This window comes from Thiosocius teredinicola, from assembly GCF_002009425.1.
In the GTDB taxonomy this organism is placed as follows: Bacteria; Pseudomonadota; Gammaproteobacteria; order Chromatiales; family Chromatiaceae; genus Thiosocius; species Thiosocius teredinicola.
The window spans coordinates 3,604,413-3,631,308 of the sequence record NZ_CP019936.1; the positions used below are offsets into that span (position 1 = coordinate 3,604,413).

At 61.2% G+C, this 26,896-nt stretch carries 30 protein-coding genes; 19 read left to right on the forward strand and 11 right to left on the reverse strand.

Going from position 1 to position 26,896, the window contains the following annotated elements:
- Positions 1-71 precede the first annotated feature (71 nt).
- The 6 genes from B1781_RS17055 to egtB form a co-directional block, all read right to left on the reverse strand.
- Positions 72-488 (reverse strand): VOC family protein, encoded by a 417-nt coding sequence (locus B1781_RS17055; RefSeq protein ID WP_125932147.1) that lies wholly within the window; start codon positions 486-488, stop codon positions 72-74.
- Between the two features lie 81 nt (positions 489-569).
- The gene (locus tag B1781_RS17060; RefSeq protein WP_078120813.1) at positions 570-1,469 is read right to left on the reverse strand and encodes a M48 family metallopeptidase; all 900 of its coding nucleotides are present in this window, start codon (positions 1,467-1,469) and stop codon (positions 570-572) included.
- Positions 1,469-1,918: a YbjQ family protein gene (locus tag B1781_RS17065; protein WP_078120814.1), complete on the reverse strand. Its 450-nt coding sequence runs from the start codon at positions 1,916-1,918 to the stop codon at positions 1,469-1,471. The genes B1781_RS17060 and B1781_RS17065 overlap by 1 nt, the downstream gene beginning before the upstream one ends.
- Positions 1,919-1,922: 4 nt before the next feature.
- Positions 1,923-2,237: a YbjQ family protein gene (locus tag B1781_RS17070; protein WP_078120815.1), complete on the reverse strand. Its 315-nt coding sequence runs from the start codon at positions 2,235-2,237 to the stop codon at positions 1,923-1,925.
- 76 nt (positions 2,238-2,313) lie between these two features.
- On the reverse strand, positions 2,314-3,291 hold the full coding sequence (gene egtD / locus B1781_RS17075; RefSeq protein ID WP_078120816.1) for an L-histidine N(alpha)-methyltransferase: 978 nt from the start codon (positions 3,289-3,291) through the stop codon (positions 2,314-2,316).
- Positions 3,288-4,598, reverse strand: a complete 1,311-nt coding sequence (gene egtB / locus B1781_RS17080) for an ergothioneine biosynthesis protein EgtB (RefSeq protein ID WP_078120817.1) — start codon at positions 4,596-4,598, stop codon at positions 3,288-3,290. Before egtB ends, egtD begins: the two co-directional genes overlap by 4 nt.
- Before the next feature lie 330 nt (positions 4,599-4,928).
- On the opposite strand from egtB, the gene rsxA reads away from it, so the two are divergent.
- The 8 genes from rsxA (at position 4,929) to B1781_RS17120 (ending at position 11,122) form a co-directional block, all read left to right on the forward strand.
- Positions 4,929-5,510, forward strand: a complete 582-nt coding sequence (gene rsxA / locus B1781_RS17085; protein WP_078120818.1) for an electron transport complex subunit RsxA — start codon at positions 4,929-4,931, stop codon at positions 5,508-5,510.
- A gap of 10 nt (positions 5,511-5,520) precedes the next feature.
- Entirely contained in the window at positions 5,521-6,075 is a 555-nt protein-coding gene (gene rsxB, locus B1781_RS17090) for an electron transport complex subunit RsxB (RefSeq protein ID WP_078120819.1), read from the forward strand.
- Positions 6,072-7,649 (forward strand): electron transport complex subunit RsxC, encoded by a 1,578-nt coding sequence (gene rsxC, locus B1781_RS17095; RefSeq protein ID WP_078120820.1) that lies wholly within the window; start codon positions 6,072-6,074, stop codon positions 7,647-7,649. Before rsxB ends, rsxC begins: the two co-directional genes overlap by 4 nt.
- 2 nt (positions 7,650-7,651) lie before the next feature.
- Positions 7,652-8,695, forward strand: a complete 1,044-nt coding sequence (gene rsxD / locus B1781_RS17100) for an electron transport complex subunit RsxD (RefSeq protein WP_078120821.1) — start codon at positions 7,652-7,654, stop codon at positions 8,693-8,695.
- Positions 8,688-9,329 carry an electron transport complex subunit RsxG gene (gene rsxG / locus B1781_RS17105; RefSeq protein ID WP_078122113.1) on the forward strand — a complete coding sequence of 214 codons (642 nt, stop codon included), beginning with the start codon at positions 8,688-8,690 and terminating at the stop codon, positions 9,327-9,329. The genes rsxD and rsxG overlap by 8 nt, the downstream gene beginning before the upstream one ends.
- Complete coding sequence (locus tag B1781_RS17110) at positions 9,322-10,011, forward strand: electron transport complex subunit E (RefSeq protein ID WP_078120822.1); 690 nt, start codon at positions 9,322-9,324, stop codon at positions 10,009-10,011. The genes rsxG and B1781_RS17110 overlap by 8 nt, the downstream gene beginning before the upstream one ends.
- 323 nt (positions 10,012-10,334) lie before the next feature.
- Positions 10,335-10,700 carry a DUF2059 domain-containing protein gene (locus B1781_RS17115; protein ID WP_164513439.1) on the forward strand — a complete coding sequence of 122 codons (366 nt, stop codon included), beginning with the start codon at positions 10,335-10,337 and terminating at the stop codon, positions 10,698-10,700.
- Positions 10,697-11,122, forward strand: a complete 426-nt coding sequence (locus B1781_RS17120; protein ID WP_078120824.1) for an acyl-CoA thioesterase — start codon at positions 10,697-10,699, stop codon at positions 11,120-11,122. The genes B1781_RS17115 and B1781_RS17120 overlap by 4 nt, the downstream gene beginning before the upstream one ends.
- Before the next feature lie 15 nt (positions 11,123-11,137).
- Here B1781_RS17120 and B1781_RS17125 read toward each other — a convergent pair whose 3' ends face one another.
- Positions 11,138-13,219, reverse strand: a complete 2,082-nt coding sequence (locus B1781_RS17125) for a response regulator (RefSeq protein ID WP_164513440.1) — start codon at positions 13,217-13,219, stop codon at positions 11,138-11,140.
- A gap of 332 nt (positions 13,220-13,551) precedes the next feature.
- Here B1781_RS17125 and nth point away from each other — a divergent pair, with 332 nt between their 5' ends.
- The 6 genes from nth (at position 13,552) to B1781_RS17155 (ending at position 17,721) form a co-directional block, all read left to right on the forward strand.
- Entirely contained in the window at positions 13,552-14,184 is a 633-nt protein-coding gene (gene nth, locus B1781_RS17130) for an endonuclease III (protein ID WP_078120826.1), read from the forward strand.
- A gap of 133 nt (positions 14,185-14,317) precedes the next feature.
- Positions 14,318-14,743 carry a DUF1841 family protein gene (locus B1781_RS17135; RefSeq protein WP_078120827.1) on the forward strand — a complete coding sequence of 142 codons (426 nt, stop codon included), beginning with the start codon at positions 14,318-14,320 and terminating at the stop codon, positions 14,741-14,743.
- A gap of 210 nt (positions 14,744-14,953) precedes the next feature.
- Positions 14,954-15,343, forward strand: a complete 390-nt coding sequence (locus B1781_RS17140) for an HvfA family oxazolone/thioamide-modified RiPP metallophore (protein WP_078120828.1) — start codon at positions 14,954-14,956, stop codon at positions 15,341-15,343.
- A gap of 109 nt (positions 15,344-15,452) precedes the next feature.
- Positions 15,453-16,319: an HvfB family MNIO-type RiPP peptide maturase gene (locus B1781_RS17145; RefSeq protein WP_078120829.1), complete on the forward strand. Its 867-nt coding sequence runs from the start codon at positions 15,453-15,455 to the stop codon at positions 16,317-16,319.
- Entirely contained in the window at positions 16,303-17,082 is a 780-nt protein-coding gene (locus tag B1781_RS17150; RefSeq protein ID WP_078120830.1) for an HvfC family RiPP maturation protein, read from the forward strand. Before B1781_RS17145 ends, B1781_RS17150 begins: the two co-directional genes overlap by 17 nt.
- 72 nt (positions 17,083-17,154) lie before the next feature.
- Positions 17,155-17,721, forward strand: a complete 567-nt coding sequence (locus B1781_RS17155) for an HvfX family Cu-binding RiPP maturation protein (protein ID WP_078120831.1) — start codon at positions 17,155-17,157, stop codon at positions 17,719-17,721.
- Between the two features lie 61 nt (positions 17,722-17,782).
- Here B1781_RS17155 and metA read toward each other — a convergent pair whose 3' ends face one another.
- From metA to B1781_RS17170, 3 genes are all read right to left on the reverse strand, one after another.
- On the reverse strand, positions 17,783-18,859 hold the full coding sequence (metA, locus tag B1781_RS17160; RefSeq protein ID WP_078120832.1) for a homoserine O-succinyltransferase MetA: 1,077 nt from the start codon (positions 18,857-18,859) through the stop codon (positions 17,783-17,785).
- Between the two features lie 4 nt (positions 18,860-18,863).
- On the reverse strand, positions 18,864-19,709 hold the full coding sequence (locus B1781_RS17165) for an ATPase (RefSeq protein ID WP_078122114.1): 846 nt from the start codon (positions 19,707-19,709) through the stop codon (positions 18,864-18,866).
- An 81-nt stretch (positions 19,710-19,790) separates the two neighbouring features.
- Positions 19,791-20,564, reverse strand: a complete 774-nt coding sequence (locus B1781_RS17170) for an MBL fold metallo-hydrolase (protein ID WP_078120833.1) — start codon at positions 20,562-20,564, stop codon at positions 19,791-19,793.
- 139 nt (positions 20,565-20,703) lie between these two features.
- Here B1781_RS17170 and B1781_RS17175 point away from each other — a divergent pair, with 139 nt between their 5' ends.
- The 4 genes from B1781_RS17175 to B1781_RS17190 all read left to right on the forward strand — a co-directional run bounded on the left by B1781_RS17175 (position 20,704) and on the right by B1781_RS17190 (position 23,640).
- The gene (locus tag B1781_RS17175) at positions 20,704-21,855 is read left to right on the forward strand and encodes an MFS transporter (protein WP_078120834.1); all 1,152 of its coding nucleotides are present in this window, start codon (positions 20,704-20,706) and stop codon (positions 21,853-21,855) included.
- A 29-nt stretch (positions 21,856-21,884) separates the two neighbouring features.
- Positions 21,885-22,448, forward strand: a complete 564-nt coding sequence (locus B1781_RS17180) for a cytochrome b (protein ID WP_078120835.1) — start codon at positions 21,885-21,887, stop codon at positions 22,446-22,448.
- Complete coding sequence (locus B1781_RS17185; RefSeq protein ID WP_078120836.1) at positions 22,445-23,023, forward strand: YceI family protein; 579 nt, start codon at positions 22,445-22,447, stop codon at positions 23,021-23,023. The genes B1781_RS17180 and B1781_RS17185 overlap by 4 nt, the downstream gene beginning before the upstream one ends.
- 113 nt (positions 23,024-23,136) lie before the next feature.
- Positions 23,137-23,640, forward strand: a complete 504-nt coding sequence (locus B1781_RS17190) for a C40 family peptidase (protein WP_078120837.1) — start codon at positions 23,137-23,139, stop codon at positions 23,638-23,640.
- Between the two features lie 64 nt (positions 23,641-23,704).
- Here B1781_RS17190 and B1781_RS17195 read toward each other — a convergent pair whose 3' ends face one another.
- Complete coding sequence (locus B1781_RS17195; RefSeq protein ID WP_078120838.1) at positions 23,705-25,699, reverse strand: tetratricopeptide repeat-containing protein; 1,995 nt, start codon at positions 25,697-25,699, stop codon at positions 23,705-23,707.
- A 238-nt stretch (positions 25,700-25,937) separates the two neighbouring features.
- Between B1781_RS17195 and B1781_RS17200 the strand changes: the two genes are divergently transcribed.
- Positions 25,938-26,894: a hypothetical protein gene (locus B1781_RS17200; RefSeq protein ID WP_078120839.1), complete on the forward strand. Its 957-nt coding sequence runs from the start codon at positions 25,938-25,940 to the stop codon at positions 26,892-26,894.
- Positions 26,895-26,896 lie beyond the last annotated feature (2 nt).

Here is a 26,896-nt window from a genome sequence, read left to right on the forward strand (position 1 = left end):
AACAATGGCTAAGTCATGCGTAACAAGGCACGGAGTACCGAGCGAGCATAACGAGCGGCTTGAACGTCTTGTTATGCGCTTTCATCGTTTGGGCCAACCCAGAACAATGGATTATGGGCAACCTCCCAAAGATGACCATCGGGATCTTTGAAATACCCACTGTAGCCACCCCAGAACGCTTTCTGCGGTTGTTTGACCAATGTTGCACCGGCCTCTATCGCTTGCGCCATGACTTCATCGACTTCACTTTCAGACTCAACATTATGCGCGAGAGAAAAGCCCTCAAAGCCAGTACCCTCCGGTGAGACTTGCGCATCTTCCGCCAATGCCTCTCGACCATACAAACCAAGCCATGTGCCATTCAACGTGAAAAATGCGACTTCAGGAGGTGAATCCATTCGCGGGAAACCCAAACCTTTCTCATAGAACCGAATTGACTTAGCCAGATCACCAACCCCAAGCGTGATCATGCTGATCCTTGCCTTCACTTTCTGTAGTTTCCTCTATTACGCATAACGCCGCGGACAGTCATAGTGATGGCCTTCTTTCCGCGGCCTGGCGAGTGACAGTCAGCGGACCGGCGGCGACTCCGGGATCGCCTTGGCGGGCGCGTCATCGTGCAGGATGCTTGCCTGCTGCGATTGACGCAGCCACGCCAAAAACTGGCTCGGCAAGGGCGTCACGCTGCCTTCGGTCGACCAGCCATTGGCCTTGGCGGTGGCGATGATGGCGTCGAGGCGTTCCTGGTCCAGCGGATGGCTGCTGAAAATGGCCGGCAACTCGCCATCGCCGGTGCGCCGGCGTTCCGCCTGGATCGCGGCGAACAGGTCATTAGCGCCGGCCAGGTGGCCGTAGACCCGGTAGACCGCGGCCAATGCCGTGGCGTCGGCAGCGCGTTCCATGTCGCGGTTGAAGCTCAACTGGGTATGCAGCCCGGCACTGCCCAGAATAGAGAGATCGGCGCTACCGAACAGCAGGCTCAACATGGTCTGCACCGCGGCCGTCTGCCCAACGCCGGCGATTGGATCACGGTGTTGCACATGCGCGATCTCGTGCGCCAACAACATGGCCAAAGCGTTCTCATTCGGCAGCTTCTCAACCAATCCGCGAAACAGCAGGATGTTGCCCCCCAGGGTGGCGAAGGCGTTGAAGGTATCGCTGCCGCTCAGATGTAGTTTGATGGTCATACCTTTCGGAAGATCCATCTGTGTCTGGAGGCGCTGCGCCAGATCGTCGAGATAACGTTGCAAGGCGGGCGGCGCATCGCTGCTCAACAAACTGTCAGGCGCCATCGACAGCTCGTGTTCGAACGGCACCAGGCGCGCCAGGCGTCCGCCGAACTCGGCGAGTATCCAACTCAACACGACGACCAATACGAGCGCGCCGCCAAGCAGAATCAGCAACTCTTTCAGCGGATGGCGATCAGAGACGTTGATGCCCTCCGGAATCTGCGGGTTGCTGTACTTCATCAATCGCGTGGTTCGATCAATGCCGTACCGTAAGCCAACACCTCGACACTGCCGATCGCATTGCCTGCGCCTTTCGATATCGACGCCGTTTCGTACTTCACATTGAACACCATCGACGCACCCAAGGCATCGGCATGGGCCTTCATGCGCAGCAGCGATTCGCGTCGCGCGCGGTCGAGCAGCGTTTCGTAGGACGTCACGCGCCCGCCGAACAGGTTGCGCAATGCGGCGATGAAGCGCTTGAAGTAGTCGACCGAGATAACCGTGTTGCCGGTCACCAATGCCTGGCGGTAATTGACGTCGTCCGGGGGATAGCGTGACGCGATCGCCGGCAGGGCGTTGTAGCGGGCCTCGCGCTCGATGATCGAGCGGTAGTGGCGCTTCTCGGCACTCTGCCCAAAGAAGTAACCCAGGGTCAGCAGGATCAAAAAGACAATGAGTTCGATCATGGCTTCACTCCAGGATCACGGCCGTGCCATAGACGTAGATCTCGGAGGCACCCTGGGCGACACTGGACGTCGAGAACCGAACGTTCAGAATCGCATTGGCGCCAACTGCCTCGGCCTGTTGCTGCAGACGTTGCATCGCCTCTTCACGCGATTCCTGCAACAGCTCGGTGTAAGCCTTGAGTTCGCCGCCGAACAGGTTCTTCAGACTGGCCATGATGTCGCGACCGACGTGCTTGGCCCGGACCGAACTCCCCTGCACCAACCCAAGGTGCTCGACAACCTTGCGCCCCGGTATCAGTTCCATGTTGCTGATTAGCATCCTTCAAACCCTCTCGCTCTCGGTGGATGGTCGGTGCCGATCTTAGCAGCCGCAGGCGATCGCCCGGCGGTACGTCCTACGGGACCACTGCCGCGTCGCCGAACTGCAGCAACTGCACGCTGAACAGATCGTTGTCGTCGCGCCACACGGCCTGCTGCCGGAAACCGGCCTCGCCGGCCAGCTCAGCAAACTCCTCGACCGTGTACTTGTACGAGTTCTCGGTGTGGATACCCTCGCCCGGTGCGAAACCGAATGAACGACCGGCGACATGCACATCCTGCTCGATCCGGCTGACCAGATGCATCTCGATGCGCCCTTCGTCCGGGTTGTAGAAGGCATAGTGATCGAACGCGGCCGGGTCGATATCTGCGTCCAACTCATCGCGTATCCGGTGCAACAGATTGCGATTGAACGCCGCAGTGACACCCGCGGCATCGTTGTAGGCCGCATTCAACACCCCCACCGGCTTTTTCAGATCGACGCCGATTAACAGGTGTCCGCCCGGCCCGACGAGTCGGCCGACGTCGGCCATCAGATGAATCGCATCGGCCGGATCGAAATTGCCGATGCTCGAGCCGGGAAAGAACGCCACCTTGTGCGCCGACGGGTCGCAGTGTGGGATCTCCAGGCCGCTGCTGAAATCGACACAGGCCGCGTGCACCTCCAACCAGGGGTAATCGCGCGCCAGCGTCTCGGTCGACGCCAGTAGAAACTCCTTGGAGATGTCGACGCCCACGTAGCCGCTTGGTCGCAGTTGTTCGAGCAGCAGGCGCACCTTTTTGCTCGCCCCGCTGCCCAGCTCGATCAGCAGGCATTCGTCGCCAATCAAATCGACCAGCTCCGGCAAGGCGCGCTGCAGGATCTTCATCTCGGTGCGCGTCTGGTAGTACTCGGGCAGCTCGCAGATCCGGTCGAACAAGGCCGAGCCGCGTTCGTCGTAAAAAAACTTTGCGGGAATCGCGCGTGGGTGCTCGCTGAGGCCATCGATCACCTCGCGACGCAGGTCTGCGGTGCCCGGATGGGCATCGAAAAAGTTTACAGCTTGGGCTTTCATCGATCCTCCGCCAGGCGTATCCCCGAAAACTGCCACCGGTCTTTCGGGTAGAAAAAGTTGCGGTAGGTAGACCGTATATGGTCCGCCGGTGTTGCACAGGAACCGCCGCGCAAAACCAGTTGCCCGGACATGAACTTGCCGTTGTACTCGCCGACCGGACCATCTGGCACGCGGAACCCCGGGTAAGCGGTGTACGGGCTCGCCGTCCATTCCCAGACATCACCGAACAACTGCTGCACACCACCGACGGCTTGCGCCGCCACCGGCTGCAGATAGCCGGCGTCGCGCAGGTTCGCGCCTTGCAGCAGATCGGCATCCGCCGCCAATGCAGACTCGGCCGCATGTTCCCATTCCGCCTCGGTCGGCAGGCGCTTGCCCGCCCATGCGGCGTAGGCATCGGCCTCGAAATGACTGACGTGGCACACTGGTGCATCCAGGTCGACCGGGCGCATGCCGGCCAGTGTCATATGCCACCACGCGCCATCTCGCTGCTCCCAGTAGAGCGGCGCCTGCCAGCCGGCGTTCTGTACGGTCGACCAGCCCTCCGACAGCCACCATCGAGGCTCGCGGTAGCCGCCGTCTTCGATGAACTCGATGTAGTCGCGGTTGCTTACCGGACGGCTGGCCAACGCAAAGGCCTCCAGCCACACGCGGTGTCGCGGTGCTTCATTGTCGTACGCGAAGCCGCTGCCGGCGTGGCCGATCTCGTGCACACCGCCGGCGTAATCGTGAAATGTAAGGGGCTGTGCATGTGCCATGCGTGGCGCCTCGGGCAGGTCGCCACGATAGACCGGACGCAGTGGATTGTGGGCAAACACATGCTTGATGTCGGTCAGCATCAACTCCTGGTGTTGCTGCTCGTGGTTCAGGCCGAGGGTGATCAACGGCTCAAGCGTCGACCAGGCGTCATCAGACGACATTTCCATCAATCGCAACATCTGTTCATCGACCGCGCGGCGGTACTCGTACACCTCGGCCACCGTCGGGCGCGACAACAGGCCGCGCTCAGGACGCAGATAGGGTTTGCCGTGGGTCACATAATAGGAGTTGAACAGATAATCGAATGCCGGATGAAACGGCTTGTAGCCGTCGAGGTTTGGTACCAGCAGAAAGGTTTCGAAGAACCAACTCGTATGAGCGATGTGCCATTTGACGGGACTGACATCGGGCATCGTCTGGATACCGTAGTCTTCGATCTGCAGACTGCGGCACAAGGCTTCGGTTGCGGAGCGCACCCGCTCGAAGTGACTGCGCAAGGGTTCACGCGACGACGACAGACGCCGCGCGGCGCTGTGTGCTCCTGGCATGTGATTTCTCCTCAATGGTTGTCTTGTACAGGACCGCCGCGCAGCCTTTTTTACTGCAAGCCCTGAGCAACCTGCACCCACCCTGCACCAGCCGCCAGGCAGGGTCAAGGTCGAAAAAACCCTGGTAGAACCGGGCTATAGCGCGCATTTCCGCCGACACAAGGGCGCGAGATTGGTAAACTTTAGGCAAGGTGTGTTGCAGGAACTTTGCGCTTGGATTGCGCTCGCGCAAGGCATCATCACACCCGATGGGGTAAACAATCGCCCGGCACGCCGCCCGCGATGGGCCGGCAAGACCATTTCCATCGCATTCAATAACGCTGAGGCCAGATGACCGAATATGCGCTGATACTGGTGAGCACCGTCCTGGTGAACAACTTCGTGTTGGTCAAGTTCCTGGGCCTGTGTCCGTTCATGGGTGTTTCGCGCAAACTCGAAACGGCCATGGGCATGGGTCTGGCGACCACATTTGTGCTCACCTTGTCTTCGGTCAGCAGTTACCTGGTCAACGAATACATCCTGGTTCCGCTCGGTGTTGCCTACCTGCGCACCGTCGCGTTCATCCTGGTCATTGCGGTGGTCGTACAATTCACCGAGATGGTGATGCACAAAACCAGCCCGCTGCTGTACCAGGTGCTCGGTATCTTCCTGCCGCTGATCACGACCAACTGCGCCGTGCTCGGCGTGGCGCTGCTCAACATCCAGGAACAGCACAGCTTCGTCGAATCGGCGCTGTACGGCTTCGGCGCGGCGGTCGGTTTCTCGCTGGTGCTGGTGCTGTTCGCCGCGGTGCGTGAGCGCGTTGCAGTGGCCGATGTGCCCGAACCGTTTCAAGGCAACGCGATCGCCCTGGTCACGGCGGGCCTGATGTCGATGGCGTTCATGGGGTTCGCCGGCCTGGTGAGCGGATGACCTGACGCCGATGTTGACCGCCATCATCACCATCGCCGTGCTGGCCACACTGTTCGGCCTGATACTCGGTTACTCGGCAATCCGTTTTCGCGTCGAAGGCGACCCGATCGCCGACCAGATCGACGCATTGCTGCCACAGACCCAGTGCGGCCAGTGCAGCTTCGCCGGCTGCCGGCCCTATGCCGAGGCCATCGCCGCCGGCGAGGCCGAGATCAATCGTTGCCCTCCCGGTGGCGAGACGACGATGATCGCCCTTGCTGAATTGCTCGGTCGCGACCCGGTGCCGCTGGAAGACGAAGAGGCCGCAGAAAAACCCAAGTCGGTCGCGTATATCGTCGAAGAGGAATGCATCGGCTGCACGCTGTGCATTCAGGCCTGCCCTGTCGACGCGATCATGGGGGCCGCCAAGCAGATGCATTCGGTGATCATCGAGGAATGCACCGGCTGCGAGTTGTGCATCCCGCCCTGTCCGGTTGAATGCATCCATATGCACCCGCTCGAAGCGACCCCGCAGACCTGGAAGTGGCCGTTCCCCGTGCCGGCGGTCAGCGAGGCTTCGGCATGAGCGAAAGCCGCACCATCTGGTCATTTAACGGCGGCCTGCATCTCGACGACCACAAATCGGAATCGAACGGCCGGCCGATCGTCGATCTGCCGATTCCGGCAATACTAACGGTTCCGCTGCAGCAGCACATCGGGCAGAGCGCGGAGCCCATCGTGCAGGTCGGCGATGGCGTGAAGAAAGGCCAGATGATCGCGCGCGCCATCGATTTCGTCAGCGCCGCGGTGCATGCGCCGACCTCCGGCACGGTCACCGCGATCGAACACCGCCCCATTCCCCACCCTTCCGGCCTCAGCGATACCTGCATCGTGATTACGGCGGACGGCGAAGATCGATGGGACGAGTTGCCCGAACCGATGACCGATTACACGAGCTACAGCACGGCCGATCTGCGCGAGCGTATCCGTTGGGCCGGTATCGTCGGCATGGGCGGCGCCGCCTTCCCGACTGCGGTCAAGGTCAACACCAGCGGACAACGACCGATCGACACACTGATCATCAACGCCGCCGAGTGTGAGCCCTACATCACCTGCGACGATCGCCTGATGCGCGACCAGTCGGCCGACATCGTCGACGGCATCGCCATCTTGCAGCACATCACCGGCGCACGCGAATGCCTGATCGGCATCGAAGACAACAAACCCGAGGCGGCGCAGGCCTTACGTGCGGCGATTGCCGAACGCGGCGCCGCAAACATCGATGTCGTCGTGGTGCCTACCCTGTATCCGAGCGGCGGCGAGAAACAGTTGATCCAACTGTTGACCGGACAGGAAGTACCGTCGCAGGGCCTGCCATCGTCAATCGGTGTGTTGTGCCAGAACGTCGCCACCAGCGCCGCTGTCGCGGATGCGGTGTTGCGTGGACGCCCGCTGATCTCACGTATCGTCACGGTGACCGGCCGGGGCGCACAGAACCCAGGCAACTACCGCGTTGCGATCGGCACCCCCGCGGCCTTCGTGGTCGAGCAGAGCGGTGGCTACAGCAGCGACGTCGACCGCCTGATCCTTGGCGGGCCGATGATGGGCTTCGCACTGCACAGCGATGAGGTGCCCGTCACCAAGGCCGCGAACTGTCTGCTTGCCGCTGCCAAAGCCGAGGTGCCCGGTCCGCGAGATGCAGCGCGACCCTGCATCCGCTGCGGCGAATGCGCGCGCGTCTGTCCGGCGCAATTGCTGCCGCAGCAACTCTATTGGTATGCGCGCTCACGCGATCTCGACAAGGTACAGGACTACCACCTGTTCGATTGCATCGAGTGCGGTTGCTGCGCCTACGTCTGCCCCTCGCACATTCCCTTGGTGCACTACTACCGCTTCGCCAAGACCGAGATCTGGACGCAGGAACGCGATCGCGAAAGGTCCGACATCGCGCGGCGTCGCCACGAGGCCCGCCAGGCGCGCCTGGAGCGCCTGGAACAGGAGCGCAAGGCACGCCTGCGACAGAAGAAAGAGGCGTTGGAGAAGAAATCCACCGATGCCAAAGACGATCCGAAAAAGGCCGCCATCGCCGCAGCCATGAAGCGCGTCGCGGATAAGAAGGCGGCACAGAGCGCAACCGCTGAACAGACCCCCGAAGAATAAACATGTTGTTCGAAACCCGAAGCTCTCCCCATTTCAGCGGCCCACAGAGCGTGACCAAGGTCATGGGCATGGTGCTGTTGGCGCTGATACCGGGTACGGCTGCGCTATTCTGGTACTTCGGCTGGGGCGTGCTGATCAATATTGCCATCGCCATCACCACGGCCGTGGTCGCCGAGGCTGCAGTGGTGGGCTTGCGCCGGCGGGACATCGGTTATGCGCTGGGCGATCTGAGCGCGGTTGTCACCGCCTGGCTGCTGGCGCTGGCGCTGCCGCCGCTGTTGCCCTGGTGGCAGACGGTGATGGGCACCGCCTTCGCGATCGTGATCGTCAAGCAATTGTTCGGCGGCCTTGGCTACAACCCTTTCAACCCGGCGATGGCCGGGTATGTGTTGCTGCTGGTGTCGTTCCCGGTGACGATGACGCGCTGGTTGCCACCCGACGTGATCAGCAGCCAGGGACTGTCGCTGGCCGACTCGCTGCACATCATCTGGAGCAACTCGCCGCCGGCGGGCCAGACCTGGGATGCACTGACCAGTGCGACACCGCTCGATCAGATGCGCACCCAGTTGTCGCAGAACCAGATGATCAGCGAGATCCGCGAGAGCCCGCTGTGGGGCGACTTCGGCGGCCGCGGCTGGGAATGGGTCGGCAACTGGTTTCTGCTTGGTGGCCTGTTCCTGTTGTGGCGTGGTGTCATCAACTGGCGTATTCCGGTCAGCATGCTGGCCTCACTGGCGCTGGTCGCCGGCGTGTTCTGGGCCATCGATTCACAGACTCACCCCTTCCCCGCATTTCACCTGTTCAGCGGCGGCGCGATGCTCGGCGCCTTCTTCATCGCCACCGATCCGGTCACCGCCAGCACGACGCCGCGCGGCCAACTGATCTATGGTGCGCTGATCGGACTGTTCGTGTTCATCATCCGCACCTGGGGCGGCTATCCCGACGCGGTCGCCTTCTCGGTGTTGCTGATGAACATGGCCGCGCCCACCATCGACTACTACACCCAGCCACGCATCTTCGGTCAGCGGGACGATGACGATGCGTAACCTGCCGATCCTGATGTCCGGCGTGTTGCTCGGCCTGTTCGGCATCCTGGGGGCCGCATTGGTCGGCGTGAGCTACGAAGGCACCGCCGAGCAGATCGCGCACAACGAACGCGAGGCCCTGCTGCAGCAACTCGAGGTGCTGGTACCGGGCAAATCCATCGACAATGACATTCTCAATGATGTCGTACAGATTTCGGCGCCGGAAACACTCGGCGCCGAGTCCACCCAGGTGCATCTGGCCCGTCTGGGCGACAAGCCGGTCGCTGCCGTGTTCAGCCCGGTGGTCATGCAAGGCTACAGCGGCCCCATTCGACTGATCGTTGCCGTGCGCTACGATGGAACAGTGTCGGGCGTACGCGTGTTGTCGCACCGTGAAACACCCGGGCTCGGCGACAAGATCGAGATCGAACGCACCGACTGGATCACCGGTTTCGACGGCAAGTCGCTGCTCGACACGGCCGCAGAACAATGGCGGGTGAAGCGTGACGGCGGCGTGTTCGACCAGTTCACGGGCGCGACGGTCACGCCGCGCGCAGTCGTCAAAGGCGTGCGCGAAACGCTCGCCTATTTCAATGAGCACAAGTTGCAGTTGTTCGGTCTCGAACAGGCTGCTGTGGAGAAAAGCGATGAGTGACGGTTATCGCAGGATCGTCGTCGACGGTCTTTGGACCAACAACCAGGCGCTGGTCGCGCTCCTCGGCTTGTGCCCCTTGCTTGCAGTGTCGAATACCCTGATCAACGGGCTCGGTCTTGGGCTGGCTACCACCGCGGTACTTGCCTTGTCGAACGTATCGGTCTCGATCATTCGCAACTGGGTGCGTCCCGAGATCCGTCTACCGGTATTCGTTCTGATCATCGCGTCGTTCGTCACCACCGTCGAGTTGGTCATGAACGCGTATTTTCATGGCTTGTACAAGGTACTGGGCATCTTCATTCCACTGATCGTGACCAACTGCGCCATCATCGGCCGCGCCGAGGCCTTCGCCTCGCGCAACGCCGTCCCGCGCGCGCTGGTCGATGGCCTGTCGATCGGCATCGGTTTCACACTGGCGCTGGTCGTCCTGGGCGGCAGCCGCGAACTCATCGGGCAAGGCACCCTGTTCGATGGCGCGCACCTGATGTTCGGCGAGTTCGCGCGTGACTGGCGCTGGACCATCGACGACGAATACCCGGGTATCCTGCTGGCGGTGTTGCCACCCGGAGCATTCATGGGCCTGGGCATGATGATCGCGTTGAAGAACATCATCGACAAACGGTTCGGCCAGCGCAAAGCGGCGGTCGTCACGACGACCGAGCCGGTGGCGACAAGCTCATAGCGACGGCGGCGACGCCGCATCGCTGCCCGTTAGTGCGGGGCCCGTCGCAAATCGCCTGAGCGGTCGTCCCCTGTGCCGCTCGGTTCGCGCACACTCGAGTCAACGGCTGAAAGGAGATACCCGTGTCGCTACGATTCACCCTCTTTTTGACGGTCCTGTCCCTTTGCTTGGCCTCCTTGGTCGCAACGGCGCAGGATGCGACCCAAACCACGACGCAGCCAACAGCCCAAGACGCAGCGAAAAACGCGCTGGCCGTAGAACTGCTGGAAATCACGGAATCGCGCAAGCTGGTCGACCAGATGATTCCGCAAGTGAAAACCCAGATGAAAACAATGTTCCGCCAGATGTTGGGCAACCAGCAACTGGATGAGGACCTGTTGGTCGTGTTCGACAAGTACAGCGAACGCATGGTCGATCTCCTCAAACAGGAAATGCGCTGGGAGAAGCTCGAACCGCACTATGTGCAGATCTACGTCGACGTGTTCAGCGAAGACGAGCTGCGCGACCTGATCGCGTTCTACCGCACGCCGCTCGGGCAGAAAATGCTGGAGAAGATGCCGCAGATCATGCAGGCCTCGCTGGCTATCTCACAGCAACAGATGAGGGACATCCTGCCGCAGATTCAGTCACTGGGTGTAGAGATGGCCACCGAGATGCAAGCGGTGAAGGCACAACGCAAAAGCGAATGACCTCGCTCGACCCACACCAGCCATTCGAGCTCGAGATTGCCGTCTGCCCGGATGACATCGATCTGCTCGACCACGTCAACAACGTGATCTATCTACGCTGGGTTCAGGACGCCGCAGTTGCACACTGGGTTGCGGCCGCCAACGATGAAGAGAAAGCGGCGTTGCTGTGGGTGGTCGTTCGCCATGAGATCGATTACAAGCGACCGGCGACCGCCGCGGATGTGGTCATCGCCCGCACCTGGGTCGGCGAAGCCGATCAGCGTACGTTCGAACGCCACACCGAGATCATCCGCAAACGCGACAACAAGCTACTCGCCAGAGCGCGCACCTTGTGGCGGCCGATCGATGCCGTCAGCAGACACCCCATCGCGGTCGACGAACAGGTCTACCAACGCTTCTCAAGCAACCACGCCTCGAGTTGAGCCCCACTCGGCGGCCTAGGAACGGCACGGAATACCGTAACGCAGAATCAGCTCCTGCAGCACATGCGGGTCGACCGGCTTGGTCAGAAAGTCGTCCATGCCGGCCAGCATGCATTCCGATCTGGCGTCTTCAGCGGCATTCGCGGTCAGCGCAATGATCGGCAGGTGGTCGCCCACAGCCTCCTGCTTGCGATAGGCGCGGGTAAAGTCGATACCGTCCATCTTGGGCATGCGCAGATCGATGAATGCCAGATCGAAGTCTCCGGACTTCGCCGCCTCGAATGCCGCCTTGCCGTCGCGCACCAGCGTCACGTCGCAGCCTACCTTGCGCAACAGGCTGTAGATCAGCTTGGCATTGATGTCGTCGTCTTCGGCGACCAGCAGGCGCCCGACAACACCGGTGATCTGCGGCATCGGCGCAGTCAGATCGGCGGCAAAATCTTCGACACTCTCGGGCGCCACGACGCTGGCCATGGCCTGCCACAACTGCACACTATTGATCGGCTTGAACGCGCGCCCGGACATCATGCCGCCGATCGGCGGCTTACGCCGGGGGTAGTGCAGGTAAACGATCGGCGCGTCGCTGCCGAGCACCTTGTGTACCAGATTGCCGACCCGATCGAGGTCGACGCCGCGCGGTTCATCGACGACCAGCACCAGGCGACGCCCCGGACCCTGGCTCTCGCCGGACAAGGCACCCAGTTGATCGATGCTGCCGACAATCTCGGTATGCATGCCGGCGGCTTCGCAGGTCTCGGCGATCGCGTCGGCGCTCTCCCGGTTCTGCTCGAAGATCAATACCCGCACACCGCGCAATACGCCGGGCGCCTTGGGTGGCGTCGACGAGGACGACTGCAGGAACGGCAGCTTCACCCAGAAGGTACTGCCCTTGCCTTCCTCGCTCTCAACACCGATTGCGCCGTCCATCAGGCGCGCCAGGTCGCGCGCAATCGCCGTGCCCAGACCGGTGCCGCCATGCCGGCGTGTCGACGACAGATCACCTTGCCAGAAACTGTCGAACACGTGCCGCACACGGTCGGCGGAGATGCCGATACCGGTATCCCGGATAACCACCTGCAGATAGGGCTTGGCAATGTCGTCGTCGGCAGGCATGACGCGCGCCGAAACGACGATGAAACCTTCATCGGTGAACTTGGCGGCATTGCCGACCAGATTGAACAGGATCTGGCGGAAACGCAGTTCGTCACCGTACACATATTCAGGAACGTCGGGGGCAATCTGGCAGATCAGCTCGACGCCTTTCTCGACCGCCTGATTGCTCAACGCCCAACAGGTCTCGTTGATCGAATCGCGAATCACGAACTTGCCCGGCTTGAGTTCGAGCTTGCCGGCATCGATCTTGGACAGGTCGAGAATGTCGCCGATCAGTGCCTGCAACACATCGGCCGAGGTGTTGATCGAATCGAGGTACTCGCGTTGCTCGTCGTCGAGCTTGGTGCGCTTGAGCAGCCCCGCCATACCGATCACACCGGACAGCGGCGTGCGCAGTTCGTGGGTCATGGTGGCGAGAAAATCGCCGCGCGCCCGGTTCGCAGCCTCCGCCGCCTGCTTGGCAGACTGCAGTTTGCGCAACAGGGTGTACTCGTAGGCCGGCAACACCACCAACACCAGCGACACGAACAGCACCTCGATCGGCTGCATTCGCCAGTCACCCAACAAGGCGGCTACGACCGCAAATGAAATCAGGCTGCCGACCGAGGCGACCAGCAGGTTGTTCTTGCCGTAACGCATGCCCTGCGACAGGAACGATACCGCGTACAGCAGATAGTAAGGGCCGGTCGCGTCGCCGGTGAGATAGATCGACCCCGTCGTGCCGCTCAGATCAGCCAGAATGCTGGCGTAGGTACGCCAGCGCAGCGTTTCGGGCCGCAGGATCGTACTGATCAGGATGGTGACGAACCAGACGAAATGGATGCTGAACAACAAGGCATACTGCTGCCAGGTGAAGTCGTAGCTGCCGATCCACCCAGCGATACCCACCATCGTGACCATGAACACCCAGATCGCCAGCCGCACGAGCGCCGACTGAAACTCCTGCGACGAACGTATCTGCGCGGGTATTTGCATGCGAAGCATCGATTGTCCCTGCCGCAGCCGGCCACCTCCCCATCGTGACCCGACTACCGTTAATTTTTTCTTTGTCTCTGATCCGGAGACGTCATTGTCAACCAGCCCGGCTGCCCCAGCGGACATGTTGTGATCGGGGCTTGAGCGCCTTGCCGGCAAAAGAGCACAACCTGCCACGTCGCTCGCCACGCCGCAAGCGGTAGACGCGCGGCGCGCCGAAGCGACCCCGGGAAGGACCGCCATACATGGCATTAGCGCAACAGTTCTAGGATGATAGCAACCCGCGGACACCTGATGCGTGACCGCCTTCGTCGACCAGAGCCAGTACCCCGGTAAAGCACATGAACAAGGCCAAGCGCCAGGAAATTTTCGAAAGACTTAGAGCCGCCAACCCCGCGCCGACCACCGAGCTGGTTTATTCATCACCGTTTGAGTTGCTGATCGCCGTCATACTCTCTGCCCAGGCGACCGACAAGGGTGTCAACAAGGCGACCGCCAAATTGTTTCCGGTCGCCAACACGCCTGAGACGATCCATGCGCTCGGTGTCGATGGATTGAAGGAATACATCAAGACCATCGGCCTGTACAACAGCAAGGCGGAGAACGTCATCAAGACGTGCCAGGCGCTGATCGAGCAACACGCCGGCGAGGTGCCCGACAACCGCGCCGATCTCGAAGCCCTGCCGGGTGTCGGCCGCAAAACCGCCAACGTGGTCCTCAATACGGCGTTCGGCGAACCCACCATGGCGGTCGATACGCACATCTTCCGCGTCGCCAACCGAACCGGTATCGCGCCTGGCAAGACCGTGTTGCAGGTCGAGAAACGCCTGCTGCGACTCATCCCCAAGGAATTCCTGCACGATGCCCACCACTGGCTGATCCTGCACGGCCGTTACACCTGCCTGGCGCGCAAGCCGCGATGCGGCTCCTGCCTGATCGAGGACCTGTGCGAATACCGTCACAAAACCGCCTGAACGCTGCACGCCGAAAACGCGCGGGGTGTCATCGCGCACATCTCTGTCTATGCTTGCCCTGACCACTTTGATTTCGCACAGGGACAGTTGCTGTGGCACCATGCGGCATCGCCGATAACATACCTTGGTCTCGATGTTCGGACAGAATCGCGACGAGTTGCGTCGCTTCTTTCGCCAAGCCTGGGAGAAACGCACGCAGGGCCTCCCCCTACAGCCGCTTGAACAGCTCGTGGCCCAGGTGATCGAACTGCATCCCGAATACCACCGGCATCTCGCCGACGAACGCCAGTTGCAGCGTGATTTCACCCCCGACGACGGCGAGACCAACCCCTGGCTGCACATGGGCATGCATATCACCCTCGGCGAACAGGTGGCGAGCGATCGACCGCCGGGCATCCGCACGCAATATCAGCAATTGGTGAAACAGTTCGCCGACCAGCACGCAGCCGAACACGCCATGATGGACTGTCTCGGCGTGGTGCTGTGGGAGGCACAGCGCGCCGGCAGCATGCCGGACGAAGCGGCTTATCTCGAATGTCTTAGAAAACTGTCGAAATGAAATAACTCCGGAGCAAGCCCGGTCTTAGGCGGTGAACCCAGGGCGCAAAAGCGCGTCGAACAGTGACGACTCGCCCGACGGGTACAAAAAACGAAACTTTTTGCCGGACGCAGCCGGGAGACCAGCAGCGCACGGTTTGGAAAAACTGGCGACCATCCGGCACAAAAATTTCCGGCGTCCCAGACCACTGCAACTCATTAGGAGAGTGAAATGTCGAAGAAAACCATGAAACCGGTTGTTGCTGCTATTGGTGCTGCTTTCGCAGGTTCGATGCTGATGGCCGGTGCTGCCAACGCTGCCGCAAACCCGTTCTCGTTGAACGAGCTCAACGGCGGCTACACCCAGATCGCCGACAACCACGAAGGCAAGTGTGGCGGCTCGAAGGGCGAAGAAGGCAAGTGTGGTGCCGGTAAGTGCGGCGGCTCCAAGGGCGCCGAAGGCAAGTGCGGCGGTTCGAAAGACGCTGAAGGCAAGTGCGGCGCTGGCAAGTGCGGCGGCTCGAAAGACGCTGAAGGCAAGTGTGGCGCCGGCAAGTGCGGCGGCTCGAAGAAGGATGCCGAAGGCAAGTGCGGCGCTGGTAAGTGCGGCGGCTCGAAGTAATCCGACACCAGCCGGCGTGATCGCGGTAGAACTCACTGTTCGTGCCGCGTGACCGCATCCCGACAGACCCCGGCAACGGGGTCTGTCATTCAATGCGATGGGATCCGCGATGTCCAAGCACAAAAACACCCATGCCCGATACCCGGTCACCGGCGCCGGACTGGGCTTGCGCTTTGAGCTGATCGAACAGTTCAGAACCGATCCGCCGAAACAGGTCGACTTTCTCGAAGTCGCGCCGGAGAACTGGATTCGGGTCGGCGGCTCGCGCGGCAAGGCGCTACGTGAACTGACAGAGCAATACCCGCTCGTTTGTCACGGGCTTTCGTTATCGATCGGAGGTCCGGCACCGCTTGATGACGGCTTTCTGCACGACCTCAAGCATTTTCTCGACGTGAACCAGGCGCGCGTCTACACCGAACACCTGTCGTATTGCGGCGACAGCGGCCAGCTCTACGACCTGATGCCGATTCCGTTTTCCGAAGAGGCGGTTCACTACGTTGCTGCGCGCATCCGCCATGTGCAGGACGTGCTCGAGCGACGCATCGGCATGGAAAACGTCTCGACCTACGCCGTGCCGACGGGCGAGATGACCGAACTCGATTTCTTGACCGCAGTGCTCGAAGAGGCCGACTGCGGATTGCACCTCGACATCAATAATATCTTCGTCAACAGCGTCAACCACGGTTTCGATCCGTATGCCTATCTGGCCGGCATCCCGGCCGAACGCATCATGTACGCGCATATTGCCGGGCACTACCAAGAGGCCGACAACCTGCGAGTCGACACCCACGGCGAAGACGTGCTGCCCGAGGTCTGGGACATGCTGGATACGGCGTATGAACGCTACGGCGTGTTCCCCACCCTGCTCGAGCGCGATTTCAATATCCCGCCGCTCGACGAACTTCTCGGCGAGGTCGATCAGATCGTCAGCCGCCAGCAACGTTGGCAGGAGTCCGCTGATGTCGACGTCGCCTGAGTCGCCGATGCACACCTTTCAACGCCAACAGATGGCGTTCACTGCGCACATCCGCGACCCCGAGAACAACCCGCTGCCCGACGGCGTTACGTCGCGCCGCATGGGCGTCTATACCGAGTTGTTTTTCAACAACTTCAACGACCAGCTCTCGGGAAACTTCCCGGTTCTGCGGCGAATCACCGCCGACGAGCGCTGGCATGCCATGGTGCGCGATTTCATGATCCGGCATCGCGCAGCAACCCCGCTGTTCACCGAAGTTGGCCTGGAATTTATCGAGTACCTGCAGCAGGAACGCGAGCCTCAACCCGGCGACTGGCCGTTCATGGTCGAACTGGCGCACTACGAGTACGTCGAGCTGGCGGTGGCGATCAGCACCGCCGACGAAGAAGCGGTCGAATACGATCCGAACGGTGACCTCCTGCACGGGCGCCCCCTGGTCGGCCCGACGGCATGGAATCTCAGTTACCAATGGCCGGTGCACCAGATCGGCCCGGAATACCTGCCGGAAGAACTCCCGGCCGAACCGACCCACCTGGTCGTCTACCGTGACCGTCTCGACGAGATGCACTTTCTCGAGATCAACGCGGTGACGCAGCGCCTGCTGCAGCTATTGAAAGAAAACCCGGAGCATACCGGTCTCGATGTACTGAAGACGATTGCTGACGAGCTTGGCCACCCGCAACCGGATGCCGTGATTGCGGGAGGACTTGAACTCCTCAACGATCTTCACCGCCGCAACGTGATCCTGGGTACCCGCGTCTAGCGCGACTCGATCACCGTTCTTGTAAGAGCACATCGTTGCGGCCGAAGTAACAACACCAATTCGGGGACCGCAATGATCGGACTTTTCAACCGCCTGCAAGACATACTCGACAGCCTGCGTGCACTGGATTTTCTCGGCCCGCTGGCGATGCGGCTGTATCTGGTTCCTGTGTTCTGGATGGCCGGCACCAAGAAACTCGACGACATGGACAGCATCATCGCCTGGTTCGGCAATCCGGACTGGGGCCTGGGCCTGCCGATGCCGGAATTCATGGCATGGGCCGCCACCTTGACCGAGGTCGGCGGGGCGATTCTGCTGTTGATCGGTTTGGCGACCCGCTGGGTTGCGATCCCGCTGATGATCACGATGGTCGTCGCCGCCGTCACCGTTCACTGGCAACACGGCTGGGCGGCGATCGCGGAAACGCCGGAATCGGCCGAGCGCCTTTCGGCGGCAAACGGCCTGCTGCGAGAGCACGGCAACTACGACTGGCTTACCGGAACCGGTGAGTTCGTCGTGCTGAACAATGGCATCGAGTTCGCCACCACCTACTTCATCATGCTGCTGGTGCTGTTCTTCATCGGCGCCGGCAAATACGTCAGCGTCGACTACTGGATCGCACAGCGTTTTCGTGACTGACTGCGGTCCAGACTGATTACGCTTCAGGTCGCGCCCGCAAGGGCGCGACGCATGTTTGCTATCAGCGCTGCGTCAGTCCCAGGCACAACGGATCGTTCGGATCGACACCGTCCATGAAGGGTTTGGTGCGATCGCTATGCGTGAGCTGATACACCAGGCCCATCCAGTTGCCGATCACGGCATGCGCGGTATCGCGCCAGGTATTGTCGAGATCGGCCATGACCAATTCGTCCGGAAACGCCGGCGCGGCCTCCCCGGTCTTCTTGGCCGACTGCAGGCGCCAGCGGTATTCATTGAGAACCGCCTTGTTGCGCTCCGAAAAGTAATTGTCGACGAACGGTGGATACACCCGGGTCTCGCCGGTCGCATATCGTATGACCTCGCGCTTGTATTCCTTCAGCAGCGAGATCGTGTCGTACTCGGGATGCCCCTGGAAGAATATGAAGCGGAAGCCATCGGGGCTGGTTGCCAGGTGAACGCCAACGTCGCTCTGCGCCAACACATGCAGACCTGCGGCATCGAACTGGGCACGTGAGACATCGTTCCAACGCGAATGCGGCACATCGAAACGGGTGTTCACGTCATACACCAGCGGGTGTGTGCGTTCGACAACCTGGTGCGCGAACACGCCCCATGTCTTGTGGGGCCGCGGCACGCGCTTCTGCTTGTAGCGAAACTCGAGTACCGCATGCGTGGCAAGGCAACTGCAGAGCGTCGAGGTCACGTTGTCGTAGGCCCAATCGATAACGTCGATCAACGGCTTCCAGAACGCCTGTTCGGCCAGGCTCGGGCCGATAACGTTGGCGCCGGTGATGATCAATGCATCCAGTCCCTGTTCACGCACCTGATCGAAGGTGTCGTAGTAGAGATCGATATGGGCACGCGCCTCGGGCCCGCGGTCGAGTTCCGGCAAAGTGAACGGATGCACATAGAACTGCGCAATCGGATTACTGTCGCCCACCAGGCGGAAGAACTGGCGCTCCGTCGCGGCCAACGCCTTGTCGGGCATCATGTTCAACAAACCGATATGCAGCTCGCGGATATCCTGGTGCAGCGCCCGATCGGGCGGCAGCACGTTCAGCCCTTCCTGGCGCAGGCGCTCGAAAGTCGGCAGTTTGTTGTGGGCGACAATAGGCATGGGTTTAGGTCGTTCTGGCGATAGCCGTTTCCAATAGGTTCAGAAAATCGTTTTCATCGCGCACTTGTGCGATCTCGCGCGACGTTACCGTGTAGCCGAGCTTGGCGATCTCTTCATAGCGCGGCACCCGCGAGTGGAACAGGCGCGGAAACACCCAGCGGGTGAATGCGTCCGGATCCATTTCCGCCGCATACTGCAGGCCGTTCTCTTCAAGATACACCGCCAGATGCTCGCGCAGGAACTCCGGTCTGTAATAAAGCGGTTTCGGATCACTCTGCGCGCGCGTGATCAGTTTCTGCTCTTCTTCCTGGTCCGTTACCTGGATATAGAGCATCAGGGTGTGTTTCACCAGCAGATCGATCACACCCGGCTCATCCAGTTCACACAGCGAACCGCCCACATCGTTGATGAAATGCGGGTAGCCGTAGATCGCCTGACCTTTCTCGATGAATGCCGGCACGTCGTACATCGCGGCGATTTCAGCGTCGCGATACTGTGCCTGGCGGCGCTCGAAATCCTCCAGCGGCACGCCTCCCTGCTCTGGATCACCCAGTTTACCGACGAACGACAGAACCGGACCCAGATCCGAGATCTTGATGTTGTTGCGGATATAGATCCAGTCGTTGCGCAGCAGCTCGCTGAGGAACGGCACCTGCATCGCCTGCGTCTTGATCATGTCGAGGATGCTTTCGTCGAGATAGCGCGTGCCGATGCGGTAGTCGCCGGAATAGTGGTACCACTGATGCTTGCGGAGCAGCGCCGAGATGTGCGTTTTACCCACGCCCGACATTCCAAGCAGGGTGATGCGCTTGTGCTTCCAGTTGCGGAAATCTTCGACACTAAACTTCACGGCAGGCTCCGTCAGAACGACCAAAGCCGGCTATTATCCGCCAAGCGCGCCGCCGGTGGAAACCGGGCGGGCCGCGGGCGATCAGGCACTGCGCAATTCGGTCTCGCTACCTTTAGTCCCTGCCGGCAGGTGGTACAGGCTTCCGGGATCGGCCACGTCGTATCCCATGGCGCGCAAAGTCGCCGCCGCGTCGGCCGATTCGTGGTGATACAGCACGAGTCGCGCGCGCAGTTCGTCCGGGTAATGGATCGACAGGTCATCGACGCCGGTATGCGACGGGTTGCTGTGCAGCGCGCAATCGTGAAACACCGTCTCGCCGCCGTTCGCGAACTGCGCCAGCGCCTCGGGAATCGGCCGGGTGTCGCCGGTGTAGACGAAGCGGTCGCGCAAACCCAAGCCGTACGCCGCCCGGTAGGCATGGTGGCTCACCGCGAACACGTCGAACAGATACCCGGCGTGCCAGAAATGATCGCCGACCGGAATCACCTGGAAGCGGTCCCAGAAATTCAGACCGCCCTCGGCGAGCTTGTAGGGATCTTCTGCCAGTTGCTGTTGCAGGCGCTGGATGATCGCCGCCGGCAGATACAGCCTCACCGCCGGTGCATTCGGCTGCTCACACGCCAGGCGATAGAACAGGCCTTCCAGTCCGCCAGAATGATCGAGATGCGTGTGGGTGATGAAGATAGCGGTCGGCAATGCCTGGTAGCGCGCGCAGTAGGCAGGCAACACGGTCGGACCGCAGTCGATCAACAGCAGCGGCGCGCCTTTACCACCCTCGAGTACCGCAGCAGCGTTCCCCAAGGCATGGGCTGCCGCGTTGCCGACCCCGAGAAAACGCAACCGAAGCGCGGACATCCACCCTCTCCCATGACAAACCAGCGAAGATTATAAGCATGCGCTGATTTCCGGCACATGACGATTGAAATATTTACCCGCCAATGCTGAAGGCTGCCGCCCTATACTCTGGGATTTGCTGCACTGCTTCGAGAGGCGAATGGGGTTCCGCAATCTGGCGATTGTCATCTACTGCGCCGTGGTGGGTTTTGCGGTGCTGTACGCCACCCAGCCTCTGCTGCCGCTGCTCGCTGCGCAATGGAACCGGCCGATCGGCGATACCGCGCTACTGACGACGGCGACCATGGTGCCGTTGGCACTCGGCCCTCTGTTGTACGGTTATATCCTCGAACACATCTCGACCAAGCACATGTTGACTGCGGGCTTCAGCGTACTGACCCTGGCGCAGTTCGCCATCAGTTTCGGCCCGGACTATCCGGTGTTCTTCCTGCTGCGCACGATCGAAGGCCTGATGCTGCCGGCGATCTTCACTGCCTTGATGACCTACAGCTCGGCAGCCGGCGGGCCGAGCAAGACGCGACGCAACATCACCATCTACATCGCTGCGACCATCATGGGCGGTTACAGCGGGCGGGTGTTCAGCGGATTGCTGACGGATGCCTTCAGTTGGGAGCACGCCTTCCTGTTCTGGGCAGTGGCCGCGTTGATCGCCACTTTGCTGACGCTGCGTCTCGACTCCGACCCGCGGTTACGACTGGGCAAGATCAAGCTGGCGGAGATCCGCGCACTCGCCGCCAGGCCGGTGTATGCGGAAGGATTAATCGGCGCCTTTTTGTTGTTCTTCGTTTTTGCCGCGATGTTGAACTTTCTGCCGTTCCACATGCGTGACAACAACCCGGACATTTCACAGAGCGCCATCGCCCTGGTGTACACCGGCTATCTGGTGGGCGTTGCTATCGCGTTGGCCTCGCTGCACCTGGTACGTTGGTTCGGCGGTGAACGCCGCACCCTGGTCATCGGCAGCCTGGTCTACCTGGTCGGCACCGCAGCCTTCGCCCTGCCGAGCAACGAACTCGCTTACTTCAGCATGCTGATCTTCGCCGCCGGCATGTTCACCTTACACAGCGTGTTGTCGGCCTTCCTCAATCACCTCGAAACGGAACGAAAGGGCCTGATCAACGGTCTGTATGTATCAGCGTACTACGCAGGCGGTGCGCTCGGATCCTATCTGCCCGGCTTTCTCTACCAATACGTCGGCTGGACGGCATTCGTCATCCTGTTGCTCTGCCTGCTGGGAGTGCTGACCATGTTGACAATGATGTTGCGTCAAGCACCTGAGCACAGCGCCTGATCGTTAGGATTCACCAGGTAGTCGATGACATGAGTTGGAACAATTCCGAGTTTGGTTACGGTTGGGTCCACATCGCCCTGCACTGGCTCATGGCAGTGATGATCATGGGGCTGCTGCCGCTCGGCCTATGGATGACCAGCCTCGACTACTACGATCCCTGGTACAAGAAAGGACCGGACCTGCATCGGGCGATCGGTGTCTTGCTTGCCATCCTGTTGCTGATCCGGCTCGCCTGGCGTTCGCTGCAGCCCAGCCCTCGCGCATTGACAACGTCGCGCCGGGAACGGATTGCCGCTCGAACCGCGCACGCATTGCTTTACCTGATACCGTTGCTGCTGGTAATCAGCGGCTACCTGATCTCGACCGCCGACGGCCGCGCGGTCGACGTGTTCGGCTGGTTCGCGATTCCGGCCACCCTGCAAGGTGTTGAAGGCCAGGAAGACATCGCCGGAGACATTCATTTCGTCTTGGCGATGGTGTTGATCGCCATCGTCGTTGTGCACGTGGCGGCCGCCCTGTACCACCACTTCAAACGCGGCGACCGCACCCTGATTCGTATGTTGAAACCCGAAAAACGGAAGGAACAAGCATGAAGAACACCGTCACCTACACCCTCGGAGCCGGCCTGCTGCTGATGTTGTCGAGCGTTTCGCACGCTGCCGACTACATGATCGACACGAAAGGCGCGCATGCCTTCGTTCAATTTCAGATCAAGCATCTGGGCTATAGCTGGCTGGTCGGCCGCTTCAACACCTTCAACGGCGAATTCAGCTACGACGAAGCCAAGCCCGAGGCATCCAAGGTTACGGTCACCATCGATACCGCGAGCATCGATTCCAATCATGCCGAACGTGACAAACACCTGCGCAATGCCGATTTCCTCGATGTCGAGAAATTTCCGCAGGCCACCTTCGTCAGCACCGGTTACAAGGACTTAGGCGATGGCAAAGGCGAACTCAAGGGAGACCTGACCTTGCACGGCGTCACGCGCCCAATCACGATCGACGTCACCCACATCGGGGCGGGCGACGACCCCTGGGGCGGCTACCGTCGCGGCTTTGAGGGACGCACGACGCTGACGCTGGCCGACTACGGCATCGACTACAACCTCGGGCCGGCGTCGAAAGAGGTGGAGCTGTGGCTGGGCGTTGAGGGTATCCGCCAGTAGCCGAGCAGATGGCGATTGCGGCAGCGCCCGGTCTGCCGCAGTTCCCTTGCGGCTAAAGAAATCACTGCGAAAGTCGCCTATACTCAACGACATAGCAACGCTTTCTCGATCCAATGTCAGTTACTTACGCCAAAAAGCGCGCAACCCGGCTCGGCTTGTTGGTTGCCCTGATCATCCTGCTGGCCGCCTGTTCCAGTGCCCCGCAACGGTATCGTTATGCGCCACCACCATCCGGGCAACAGGTTTCCCAGGAACGCCATGAGGTCGTGCGCGTTGCCGCCGACCTGATCGGTACCCCGTATCGCTATGGCGGCACGACGCGACGCGGCTTCGACTGCAGCGGCCTGGTGCAATACTCACATCGCCAGATCGGCATCAGTGTGCCGCGTACGACCACGTCGCAGTGGCGCAATGGGCGTGAGCTGCAGCGCCAGCACCTGTTGCCGGGCGATCTCTTGTTCTTCGACCTGGGTAGCCGCAAGGCGCAGCATGTCGGCATCTACGAAGGCGACGGCCTGTTCATCCATGCGCCGTCGTCCGGCAAACGCGTGGGTCGCGCGTCGCTCGACAATCCCTATTGGCGGGAGCAATTGGTCGGAGCGCGCAGTTACCTCTGACGGCATGCGATCGAATCACCGGACAGATGGGTGCCTGCCGATTGCCGGCTAGGATAGGAACGCCCTATAGATTTCGCGTGTCGATCCAGTGTACCTGGCCGGTACGTCGCGATATCTCTTCATAAAGGCGCGCCATGCCACCCGGCCCGTCGCTCGGCGAACCGTTCCACAGGCAGATGAACTGCACTTTCTGCGGTCCCCATGCCAGCGCGGTGTTCAACAACCATAGGTTGCAGCGCTCGCGCCGGTAGTCGTCGTCGGTCTCCGCCGGCAGCTCGCCGAGTTCCTGCGGCATCGACAGGATCGGTCGACCCAGTTTCTGCCGCGCCTCCAGGTAGCGCTCGTGGCAGCTGCTATCGGGATCGGCAGCCATGTGCCTGGTGAAATCCGCTTCCCGCTGCGGCTGTAACCACGAAACCCGAATACCCTGCGCCTGACAGACCTCGGTGAACAGCAGGTCACCCCCGCAGGCACCCTGCGTCAGCCCCAGGTCGTCTGCGCCGCCACCAAGTTCACTCAGTAGTTCGGTGATCTGTGCCTTGGCCGTCTCCAGCTTGTCCGCCGGCAGGTGGGCATCATCGGCCACCGCCCCCTCGACGGCAGGATGCCCGACGAACAGAAACACCTGGCGCGGCTGCCAATCACGTTGCGGACGGGCAAGGCGTTCCATGGAGCGGTCCAATACCGTCATACCGGTTTCGATACGCTCGTCTTCGATGCCCATAGTGCGCAGCAATTGCAGACTCGAGCGGGTCGCGTCCAAGGCATGCCAGTCGCTGTCGCAAATCGCCGCCGCGCCCTCGTAGGCCTTTTGGCTGGCGGATGTGGATCCAGACAACATCTGTAGCTCGGCCAGGCATGCCCGTGCCTGGTACAGCGCCGCCGCGCCGTTCTCACATTGCGCCGCGAAGCGCACGGCACCCAGCATGTCGTCGAACGTGGTTCGGTAAAAGGTCGCACCCGTCAGGTGCTCGTACAATCGCATCAGCAACAGGGCGCGTGCGCCTGCGCGATAGTGCTTGTGGTCGCCGCGAAAGGCGGTCTCATAGCAATTGATGGCCGCGCGCAATACCGTGTCGCCGGCACGCGCCAGCTCACGGCAGCGTTCTGCATTGTCGGTTTCGTTCTGCCATCCAGCGCGCCACGCATCTTCCTCGACGCGCCCGAGCAGCCACCAGGTATCGGCGTCGCTCGGCGCCTGCTGCAGCATCGCGCGAAAGTGCGAACGCACCGCGTCGAAATCCAGAGTCGTATCCGGATCCAGTGCCAGCTGGTGCAGGCAGCGGCCTTTTTCATGCAACCCCTTCGGGTCGTGCGGCGTTATCGCCAAACCCTTTTCCAGTTGCTCCAAGGCGAAGGAGCAGCACTGCTGGCGACGCAGCACCTCGCCTGCGCGGATCCAGGCAGCGGCACGAAACCCCGCCACCGGTGCTTCATCGGCCAACACCAGCAGGTCCCCCACCCGTCCATGTCGACACGCGTGGTCAAGCCGTTGCTGCCAACGTCCGTGCTGTTCCCAGAACTCGCCCGCAGCGTCCACCCGCAACTCTTCGAGCCCGGATTCAGGCAGATGCGGCATCAGGTGGAAAACCGGGCTGCCTTTGTGACCGTGCCACGATTCCCGGGTGGCCTCGACCATGTCGCACAGGCGTTCGCGATCTGCACGCACCCGCATGGCATCGGGCACGGCGTCGCGCAGACGATAGATCAATGTTCGGTCGGTATAGTGCGTGAAGGCATCGAGCGGGCGACCGCCGCTGACCAGGACAACACCCCGCGGACGCAGGGCATGGCGAATACCCAGCTGGTACCACACGTCAGGATCGTCGGTGCTCAGATCGAACAGCACCAAGTCGGCTATCACCAGTGACTGCAGATCGGCACGGCCGCTCTCGCCGCCGGGAAACCCGGCGCTACCGCGCACGATGTGCATACCCGCGTCTTCCAGGGCCGGTCTGATCAGTTCCCGGTAGATGCGTTCAAAATCGATCGCATCTCCGTCCGGACAGGTGCGCAAACCCGACGGCATGGCCACGAAGGCATGCGGTTGAATGCTCAAAACGTGTGATTCTCCCCTTGGCGCCGAATGCCTTGCCGCGTACCGAGCCGGCTTCGGTCTCAACGCTTGAGCATAGCATTCCCGCCGACGACGAACCGCCGCGCCATGTGCGACATAACCCGCTTCGGGTAGAGACCGTGCCCGGGCGGCATCGGCGCACATTTTGGGCAGTGCAGTTGCAGCAATCGACGCCGAGGCAGGGTAGAATGCCCGCACCCGCTGTTGCGCATTTCATTTCATGTTTCTCGACCCGATCCGAATCCGACACCTCGCCTGCACCCTGATACTGAGTCTGTTCGCGGCAACCTGCCTTGCAGCACCCGAAGAGCCGGTAGTGGACCAGGTCGAACTGGAGCCGCCGCGTATCGCCCAACTGGCGCGCTCGGTATTGCGCGGGGATGCGACTCAGCAATCTGAGTTCGCTGCGGTCGTACTCGATGCACTGCTGCACATGTACTCTATTGAGCTGCGAGCAGCCAAGGATGACCGTGCCGAAACGACTCGCCAAAAGCGCAAGCTGGCGCGTTGGCAGAAGGCCACGGCAAGCCTGATGGAACAGATCGAGGGGCTGCGTACACAACTCAGCGAGGGCTCGCCGTTTACCTTGTTCGTCGACGGACAGAACCAGGTGCTGTTGGTCGTAGGCGGCGAAACGATCTCGATCTCCGGTCCCCACCCGGATGCCGAACGCGAACTCGAACGCTATACGCTGAGCCAGTTCTGCGCCTACCACGACTGCAGCTTCCTCAACCAGGGTACGCAAAGCGCGAATGGCTGGGAGACGCCGGAAGGCGGCAACTGGGTGTTTCGGCAGCACCACCGCCCTGCATACGAAGTCAACAAGCTGGTACGTTGCGAGTTCGAGACCCTGCTCGACCGCTTGAAAAAGGCACAGACCTGCCACGGCGCAGCGCTTGATCTCGAGCACCTGATCGCCGCACTGCAAAAGACCCGGTCAAGCGGTTATTCGATTGACTGGAACCTGATGGCGAACCGGCCGATCTCAGCGGACACCAACAGCAGTGTGCAGATCGACGGCAGCGGCAATTATGTCCAGGTCAGCATGCCGACGCTGTCGCGGTTGTCGCAGATCGACTGGCAGAATCTCGTATTGTGGTTGCGCCAGGGAGCGACCACTCAGGGCGAACCCCTGATCATCGACAACGCCGACCAGCTGCTGGCCCGCCAGGAGTAATC